An 8,592-nucleotide genomic window follows, 5' to 3' on the forward strand; every position below is an offset into this window, starting at 1 on the left:
GGGCACCTCGATTTTTGACCTTTTCCGGTCGCGGGTCGCGGGCTCGGCGGCTTGAAATGGGCGTGATGCCACCCGTCAGTGCCCTTGTGCGCTACGGGGTCTTTGATGCTTTGCCTGTCGCGCGCGGCGTTTCGTGCCGCACGACTTGATTTCCGCGCCCCTGGGTTAGCCCGGGCACGGGTTCAGGCGGCTCAGCTGGCCGAGGCGGCGCATGTTGTAAGCGAGGTTCTTCATCCCGATCTTCGCCTTCGCCCGCACCATGCCGATCGTGCGCACCAGCGTGCCGCCCATGTCATTGGTCTGCGCGCCGAAGACATGCTCGACCCGGGCACGCACCGAGGATTTGGTCCGGTTGCTGCTTTTGGCCTGCTCGGTCAGCGGCTTGCCGCGCTTGCCCTTGCGGTGGATGTGGCTCTTCAGCTTCATGCCGCGCAGCTTGGCTTCCATCTCCTCGGACCGATAGGCCGGATCGGCCCAGACCCCCGCGCCGGTATTGCCCCGCGTCAGCAGGTGGTCCACCGCTTGGCTGTCATGCAGGGCGGCATCGCTGACATGGTAACGTCTTACCAGCTTGTGCTTCCTGTCCATGCTCACATGGTTCTTGTAGCCATAGTGGGATTTACCGTGCTTCTTGGTCCAGCGGGCATCAACGTCCTTCTGTGACCGCTTGGCCGGTTTGTCGGACCAGCCCTCGGGCACCTCACCGCTCTTGATCGCCTTGTTTTCCTCGCGCGTGTTGTGGTTCTTCGGCACCGGGACGATGGAGGCATCCAGGATCTGCCCTCCCCGCGCGATGTAACCCCGGCGCGCCAGATAGCCGTCGAACTGCTTGAACAGCGCCTCCACCAGGCCCGCCTGCGCCAGCGCTTCGCGATAAAGCCACACCGTCTTGGCATCGGGCACCCGGTCCTCAAGCCCTAGGCCGAGGAACCGCATGAATGACAAACGGTCGCGCACCTGATACTCGATCTGGTCGTCGGACAGGTTGTAGAGCGCGCCCAGGACCAGTGTCTTGAACATCAGAACGGCGTCCATCGGCTTGCGCCCGGCGCGCGACTTCCGCTCCGCATCTGGCTTGCGCCAAACCCGCTCCAGCGTCGGGCGGAACTCCTCCCACGGCACAACGGCGTCAATCTCGACCAAGGGGTCCTTCTTGGCATCCAGGCTCGCATAGCGGTCCGAAAGATCGAAGAAACCCATCTGTGCCATCGTTACGCCCAAGCAGCCGATCACCCCCCGTTCATACCGCAGCAACTCGGGCCGGGCAATTTTTCGAGGTGCCCCAATGTGAACTGAAGTACGGTTTGGTCTGGGTCCGTCTGGACAGCTCGTGGAACGTGACGGAAATCCCGTATTTCAGCGTCGCTGATGACCCGAGGATGAAGATAGTCGTGCAGGAGCCCTACTGGTGGAATGCCAGCGCACCGCGCCGCTGGGAAAACTTCACGGACTTTTCGCACTTCGCGTTCGTTCACCCGGGCACGCTGTTCGATCCGAACAACGCCGAGCCGCCCATCGTGCCGATCGATCGCGTGAAGGGCCAGCTGCGCTTTGTCTATGACACCCCTCCGGGCATGGATGTTCCCGATCAGGCACCCATCGGCAACTTCACCTACCATTGCAGTATGCCGTTCACGATCAACTTGGCCGTTCAAAAATATGTGGGGAACAACCTTCACGTCCTCTTCAACGTGTCCTGCCCGGTGAACGCGAAGCAAACGAAGAACTTCCTGATCTTCGCCCGCGAGAAGAGCTTGAACGATTCGGATCATCCCCACATCGCCTTCAACGACCTGGTCTTTGCCGAGGACCAGCCGGTCATTGAATCGCAGTGGCCAGAAGAGATTTACGACGACGAACTGTCGGTCGTGACCGACAAGATCTCGATACAGTACAGGAAATGGATCAAGGAACTGGAAAACGCCCACGCGCAGGGCAAGGAGGCTTTCGAGAAAGCTCTCCTGACGCCGGTTCTTGAAAGCGACCGGATTCACCCTGAACTGCAAGCAGTCGCGGGCTGACGCTCGGCCGGATTTCAGGAGATATCCCAGTGTCAGTCCATTTCATGACCAATTCTCCCGATGCGCTGCTTCGGGAGTTCAACCGGAGAATTGTCCAGGAAGAAGCGTGGGGGAAGGCGGAAGGCTGGATGCTGGAGGCTGATACCTCCTACCAGCATTCCGAAGACGTGTCGGATATCGGCGCAAGGCTTGTGCCAAGCGTCGATGCGGGCACGTTGACCTTCGAACTTCAGGCCGATGGCGGCAAAGGCATCCCGCCTGACGTGGTCAAGCTGTACTACACGAGGCTGGTGGAAACCTTCCTCCGGTGGATGGACGTGCGCTTTGATGAGGTTCTACTGAACTGAGCAGTCACGAAAGCTGTCAGGCGGATAGATTTGGAACGGAAAGGAAGAAAGTTGGCCTTGTATGTAAGCACCGCCGAACCGGAGAAGGCACTTAGGGCCTTCAATGCGTCGGTCGGCAATATCGATCAACCTCATGACGGCGCAAGATGGCTGCGACCGAAGAACTCGGACTACTTCACGCATGCGGACCCGGAATGGGCCTACAAGTCCTGGGTGCTGCCCACTGTCCGCCAAGGATCGCTGATGTTCAACATCATCAGACCCGAGGACCGCTATGTTTCAGTGAAAGCCTATGCCGCCTATCACGCCGAGCTTGTCGGGACGCTGATGGATGCGGGACTGGCGGCCCCGCTGGGCATAAAGATGTCGTCTCGATGCGCAGACGGCGACCTCAATGCCTGATCTCAAGAGGAGCGTGGACACACCGATGGCCAGTGCAGACAAGTTCCAGCCTATGCACAACATCTTCTGCGATGATGTGGAGAAACAGAAACAATTTTACGCTGCAATCCTGGGTTGGGACGACATTCCCGAGGCCTCTTCGCCGATCTACCGGGTTCTGCAAGGCAACGGCTTCCAGCTGGCCTTCAACGGCGTCCCGGCCTATGAGCTTCTGGGCCTGAAGGATCGTGAGAGACGCAGGACATCAACATCCAGCGCTGGCACGATGGTGACGTTCGTGGTTGAAGACTGGGCAACGGTAGATGAGATCGCGCACAAGGTGCCCGAGCTTGGCGGGTCGATCGTCAAGGGGCCGTTTGCAACCTATTACGGGCAGTGGCAGTTGGTCTTCAACGATCCGGAGTTCAACATCGCGCGCATCACAGCCATGACCATTCCCGAGGGTGCCGAAATTCCGGTTGTCAACTTCGACACCTAGAAACTATGTCCTATACGCGGGCCCTGTGCTGCCAAGCCGTGCCGCTTTTCAGGACGGCGTCCCCGGGTGCAGGCTCCATTCTGAATGCACCAGTGCTGCGGAGCAGGGTGTGTCATGGTGCCTCCAATCGTATCAGTTCATCTCGAAACGCTTCGATGGGTGTTCGGTAGCCCATCCCCTTGCGTACACCATTGGGAAAAGGGACCGGAACGGCGAGCCGCAGAGCTGGCGCTGTATGTTGTAATGCGAGAAGATGGAGATGCCGGTCAACCCGACGGTAATAGCTATTCCAGAGGCGCACGGCCAAATCGTGATCTTCGAGCGTCTCTGTGTTGTGGGCTTGTTCCATTTGCCGCGCATGCCCCTGCCCTAGCTTGCATGAAGTGACTGAACGATGTTCCATTGCCGCTTTGTGCAAGGCTCATCAAGAGGTAGCGCAGGGCCTAACAACTGCCTTGGGTCCTGCGCACAACCGCTCCATAGCACGCGCTTATGACGATGAACGTGCTTTGAAATTGCGCCCAACATCCTTCGTCTCCAAACCAGGTTTGACTAAAAGAGGAAGACGAAGATGAGCGATCCGTTTGCCGAATTGTTGGGTTCGTCAGGGTGGAAATCCTCGTCAAACGAGACGCGTCCCTATGCGCGCGATTGGCTGGACCGGTTCGGCGAGCCTCCCTTGGGCGTGGCCTTGCCCGCGACGACCGAAGAGGTCGCCGCAACGTTGCGGCTTTGCGCCACGCTTGGCATCAGCGTGACACCCCAAGGCGGAAATACGGGATTGAATGGCGGCAGTGTCATCTCTGCGGGACAGCGCGGCATCATTCTGTCGTTGGCGCGCATGAACCGCATCCACGAGATCGCTCCGGTCGCGATGACGGCAACGGTCGATGCCGGTGTCATCCTGCAGGCATTAAACGAAGCCGTGGCGTCACATGACCTGATGTTTCCGCTCCATTTAGGCGCTGAAGGCAGCGCTCAGATCGGCGGTCTGATCGCGACGAATGCCGGAGGCAGCCTTGCCATGCGCTATGGCATGATGGAAGCGCAGGTGCTGGGGCTTGAGGTGGTTCTGCCCGACGGCTCGATCTGGGACGGCATGCGGGCCTTGATCAAGGACAACACGGGCTTGCAGTTGCGCAAGCTGTTCTGCGGGGCGGAAGGCAGGCTGGGCGTGATTACCCGGGCGATCCTGAAGCTGCAGCCAGCTCCTGCCGCTCAAGCAACCGCACTGCTTGTTCTCTCGGACGTGGAGAGCATGCTTAGGCTTGGCGCGAGGCTTCGACATGAAGCAGGTGACATGCTGACGGCGGCCGAGTTCTTCTGCGAAACCGGGCTTGCCATGCTTCTGCACCACCTTCCCGACCTGCGCAGGCCCGTCGAGACGCCCGGACCATTTTACCTCCTTGTCGAGCTGGCCACATCCCGCAAGTCGGCTGACCCGAAGGTGCTGCTGGCCGAGATCCTGGAACAGGCTTTCGAGAGCGGCAATGTCGTGGACGGAGTCGTGGCCTCGTCTGCAGCGCAGCGCGCCGCCTTGTGGCAGTTGCGTGAGGAAATGCCCGAAGGCCAACGGCGCGAGGGACCGCAGATCAAGCATGACGTCGCCGTGCCGGTGGCGCGGCTCGCCGATTTTGTAGCCCTGACAGAACCAATGCTGTCGAAGATCCTGCCGGGTGTCCGCGTCAATCCCTTCGGCCACCTGGGCGACGGAAATGTCCATCTCAATCTGTCGCCCCCGCCAGATGCGGATTTCGCAGGCACGGAGGCCATGTTGTCCCAGGCGATCTATGACCTTGTTGTCAGCGTAGGCGGAAGCTTTTCCGCCGAGCATGGCCTGGGGCAGGCAAAGGTTGGGCTGGCGGACCACCTTCGCAGCCCGATCGAACGACACCTGATGACCGCACTCATTGCCGCGGTCGATCCTGACGCACGAATGAACCCCGGCAAGATTGTCTGAAACGGGAATGCCCACGTCCAACCTCCATCCCATGCCCAAAGCATCAGATTATCAGCCGATGGTATTTCCAAACCGCTCCTGCACCGCAATTTCTGCACAACGCAGACAAAGCGAAATCGGCCCGCCGCATGTCACGGAAACCTGGCTGCGGCTTCCTGATCACGACCTCCATTGACGTTGCTTTCCAACCCAAGGTCATCGATCAATCCAATGGTCCGCGGTTCATGCTGGGCGTTCTGCATATCGTCTCCCTATGGCCCGTCAATTTCCCGCTGCTTGTCTGCAGGCGGAGGCAGCCGTAACCTTCCCGTAAGCAGGGAAGGACACATGCCAGCCAGTATCCGCCATCTCCGGATGTTCCTCGCCCTCGGGCGCAGCAATTCCGTGACACAGGCGGCTGAGGCCAACCATGTCTCGCAGCCTGCCGTCACCCAGGCCATGGTCAAGCTGGCGCAAGAGACAGGGCACCCGCTTTTCCTGCGGCGCCCCCAGGGACTGTTTTTGACCGAAGCCGGCGAACTCTTGCATCATCGAGCCGAACGGGCGCTGAGAATGCTGGATGCGGCAATGTCGGATATGGATCGTGCTGTCCGCATACAAGCGACCTGGCCGCAGCTTGTCGCGCTGATTGCCGTGACCGAAACCGAGAACTTCACCATGGCCGCCCACCGGGTGGGGCTGGCGCAGCCCACGGTTCATCGCTCGACCACCACGCTGGAAAAGGCAGCCGGCACGACCTTCTTTCAACGCACGGCGCATGGCCTGATCTCGACGCGGGCGGCGCTTCAACTGGCACAGGCCGCACGATTAGCGATGGCGGAACTGGACCAGGCCGAGTCCGACCTGGCGACGCTCAACGGGCGCGAGGTCGGCCGCATCGTTATCGGCGCGCTGCCCTTGTCGCGGTCCGGATGGCTGCCCTCGGCCATCCTGGGGTTTCGCAATCTCCGTCCTAGCTTTCCTTTCCATATCATCGATGGGCGTTACGACGAACTGCTGCTGGGCTTGCGCCGGGGCGAAATCGACATGATGCTGGGTGCCCTGCGCCTGCCGAGCCCGATCGAGGATATCGATCAGGAGCGCCTGTTCGATGACGAGGTGGTCGTCGTCGCACGTCCGGGCCATCCCCTTTCCGGCAAGGGCCGCCCGGGGTTCACCGATCTGGCTGCCTACCCTTGGGTGGTGCCCCGGCGATCGACGCCGCTTCGGGGCGTGTTGGATGCCTGCTTCCACGAACGGGCGCCAACCAACGTTATCGAGACATCCTCTGTCATCATGATGCGCGAAATCCTGCGGCAGAGCGATTACTTGGGCGGCCTGTCGAAGATGCAGGCCGAGGTTGAGGCGGGCGTCCTGGCGATCCTGCCGGTGCGCCTGCCCAATGCCAGCCGCCCGATCGGCATTACCACCCGCGCCGGTTGGGAGCCGACGCGGGCGCAGAAGGATTTCCTGGACCTTCTGCGCCGAACCGCGTCCCGGCTCTAGGGCCGGAGCCCGCTCAGGATTGCATCGGCGCGGGGGGCGAAGCTGTCCTCGCCTGCGGGCAACTCCAGCTCGCCAATCCATTGCTGCCAGTCGGCGGTGGCACTGGCCAAACCGTTGGGAAGGTCAAGTTCGGTCAGGGTGGCCGCGACTTCGCGCATCTCGGCGGCGCGGCGGCGGCCGTGGACCATCATGCGTTCCAGGTTATAGGCGGCCTGGCGCGGCCAGTCGATTTGCGGGTTCGAGGCCTGGAGCGAACCCAGGACCCGATCCTCGATCCCCGCGCGGCGGGCGGCCAGCAGGCATTCTGCGAACAGCGCCTCGGTCCCCTTGATCATCACGGATCGGACCATCTTGATGGCCGATGCGTCGCCCACCGTGCCGCCCGATACTTGCGCATCCATCCCGAGGGCGGACAGGACTGCCAGTGCGTCGTCGGCATGGGGACCGGCGATCAGCAGGGGCGTGCGGTGCATCCTGGGATAGACCGGCGCCATGATCGCCACATCGACATAGCGTCCACCGGCCGCCTCGATGACCGCGGCCGCGCGGCGCTTGGCGCCGGGCGAGCAGCTGTTGCCATCGAGCCAGAGCGCATCCGGGGCCAGATAGGGGGCCGCTTCTTCGGCGGCCAGGACGGCACGGTCCGCCGTCACCAGGCAGAAGACCGCATCCGCACCCTCAAGTGCCGTCGCCCTGTCAAGAGAAAGGCTGACGCCCGTTGCCTCGGATCGCGACAAGGGCAGTGACATGGCCTGCGGATCGTCGATCTTTTCGTCAAAGGCGCGCAGGCCCGTCGTCACGGCCCTGCTCCAGCCTTTTGCAAAGGCCTCGGCAGCCTCGCCGAAGCCGACAAAGGCGATCCGCAGAAGGTTATCACTCATGGGTCTTTCCTCAGCCGAACATCGTGTTGGGGATCAGCAGCGCGATTTGCGGAACAAGGATGATCAGGATCAGGCCCACGATCATCGCGAACAGGAACGGCATGACACCGCGGAACACTGTGGTCAACGGCACGTCCTGCGCCACGCCGCGTACCACAAAGACGTTGAGTCCGACAGGGGGCGTGATCATCCCCATCTCGATCACGATCACCGCGACGACGCCGAACCAGATCGGGTCGAAGCCAAGCTGCGTGATCACCGGGAACACGATCGGGATCGAGATCACCAGCATCGACAGCCCGTCCATGAACATTCCCATGACGACATATGCCCCGATGATCACGAACAGCGTGCCATAGGCGCCCAGGCCAAGACCCTCCAGCCCCTGGCCCAGCAGGGCGGGGATCTGGGTGACGGCAAAGAACGGGTTCAGGACGTTCGCGCCGATCACGATGGTGTAAAGCATGGCCGAGGTCTTGAGCGTGTCCATGACCGCGATGCGAAAGCCCGCCCGCGACAGTTTGCCGGCTGCGAGCGCCAGCCCGATCACCAGGGCCGCGCCGATGCCCGATGCCTCGACCGGGGTGAAGGCGCCGACATAGATGCCGCCGATGGTCAGGATCATCACCGCCAGCAGCGGCCCGGCCTGGCCCAGGCTGCGGAAACGCTGGCCCAGGGCGACGTTCGGCCCGGCAGGTGCCAGCGACGGGTTGCGCAGGGCGACCAGCCAGACGGTGACGATGAACAGCACCGTCAGCATCAGCCCCGGCAGTACGCCCGCCATGAACAGGCGTCCGATGGATTGTTCCGTCAGGATGGCGTAAAGAACAAAGCCCGTAGACGGCGGGATCAGGAAACCCAGCGTGCCCCCCGCCGCGACCGATCCAGTCGCCAGCCCGTCGGCATAGCCGAGGCGCTTCATTTCCGGCAGGGCCACCTTGCCGATGGTGACGGCGGTGGCGACTGACGATCCCGACACGGCGGAAAATGCCGCGCAGCCCAGGACCGAAGCCGAGGC

At 61.9% G+C, this 8,592-nt stretch carries 9 protein-coding genes; 6 read left to right on the plus strand and 3 right to left on the minus strand.

Going from position 1 to position 8,592, the window contains the following annotated elements; all coding sequences use genetic code 11:
* Positions 1-165 precede the first annotated feature (165 nt).
* The gene (locus tag ACTJI6_RS23055) at positions 166-1,209 is read right to left on the minus strand and encodes an IS5 family transposase (protein WP_085502601.1); all 1,044 of its coding nucleotides are present in this window, start codon (positions 1,207-1,209) and stop codon (positions 166-168) included.
* A gap of 170 nt (positions 1,210-1,379) precedes the next feature.
* Between ACTJI6_RS23055 and ACTJI6_RS23060 the strand changes: the two genes are divergently transcribed.
* The 6 genes from ACTJI6_RS23060 to ACTJI6_RS23085 all read left to right on the plus strand — a co-directional run bounded on the left by ACTJI6_RS23060 (position 1,380) and on the right by ACTJI6_RS23085 (position 6,693).
* Entirely contained in the window at positions 1,380-2,021 is a 642-nt protein-coding gene (locus tag ACTJI6_RS23060) for a hypothetical protein (RefSeq protein WP_440804029.1), read from the plus strand.
* A 29-nt stretch (positions 2,022-2,050) separates the two neighbouring features.
* On the plus strand, positions 2,051-2,368 hold the full coding sequence (locus ACTJI6_RS23065) for a hypothetical protein (RefSeq protein ID WP_146113048.1): 318 nt from the start codon (positions 2,051-2,053) through the stop codon (positions 2,366-2,368).
* A 51-nt stretch (positions 2,369-2,419) separates the two neighbouring features.
* The gene (locus ACTJI6_RS23070; RefSeq protein WP_157935969.1) at positions 2,420-2,770 is read left to right on the plus strand and encodes a hypothetical protein; all 351 of its coding nucleotides are present in this window, start codon (positions 2,420-2,422) and stop codon (positions 2,768-2,770) included.
* Between the two features lie 25 nt (positions 2,771-2,795).
* Positions 2,796-3,248: a VOC family protein gene (locus ACTJI6_RS23075; RefSeq protein ID WP_440804032.1), complete on the plus strand. Its 453-nt coding sequence runs from the start codon at positions 2,796-2,798 to the stop codon at positions 3,246-3,248.
* A 571-nt stretch (positions 3,249-3,819) separates the two neighbouring features.
* Positions 3,820-5,208 (plus strand): FAD-binding oxidoreductase, encoded by a 1,389-nt coding sequence (locus ACTJI6_RS23080; RefSeq protein WP_440804033.1) that lies wholly within the window; start codon positions 3,820-3,822, stop codon positions 5,206-5,208.
* 171 nt (positions 5,209-5,379) lie between these two features.
* Complete coding sequence (locus tag ACTJI6_RS23085) at positions 5,380-6,693, plus strand: LysR family transcriptional regulator (RefSeq protein ID WP_440803422.1); 1,314 nt, start codon at positions 5,380-5,382, stop codon at positions 6,691-6,693.
* Here the strand turns inward: ACTJI6_RS23085 and ACTJI6_RS23090 are convergent.
* On the minus strand, positions 6,690-7,574 hold the full coding sequence (locus ACTJI6_RS23090; protein ID WP_440803420.1) for a DUF1932 domain-containing protein: 885 nt from the start codon (positions 7,572-7,574) through the stop codon (positions 6,690-6,692). The two genes, ACTJI6_RS23085 and ACTJI6_RS23090, sit on opposite strands and share 4 nt — an antisense overlap.
* 10 nt (positions 7,575-7,584) lie before the next feature.
* A partial coding sequence (locus ACTJI6_RS23095; protein ID WP_440804035.1) for a TRAP transporter large permease occupies positions 7,585-8,592 on the minus strand: 1,008 nt, incomplete at its 5' end.

Origin of the sequence: Paracoccus sp. 22332, from assembly GCF_052045125.1 — a bacterium.
GTDB classification, from domain to species: Bacteria; Pseudomonadota; Alphaproteobacteria; order Rhodobacterales; family Rhodobacteraceae; genus Paracoccus; species Paracoccus haematequi_A.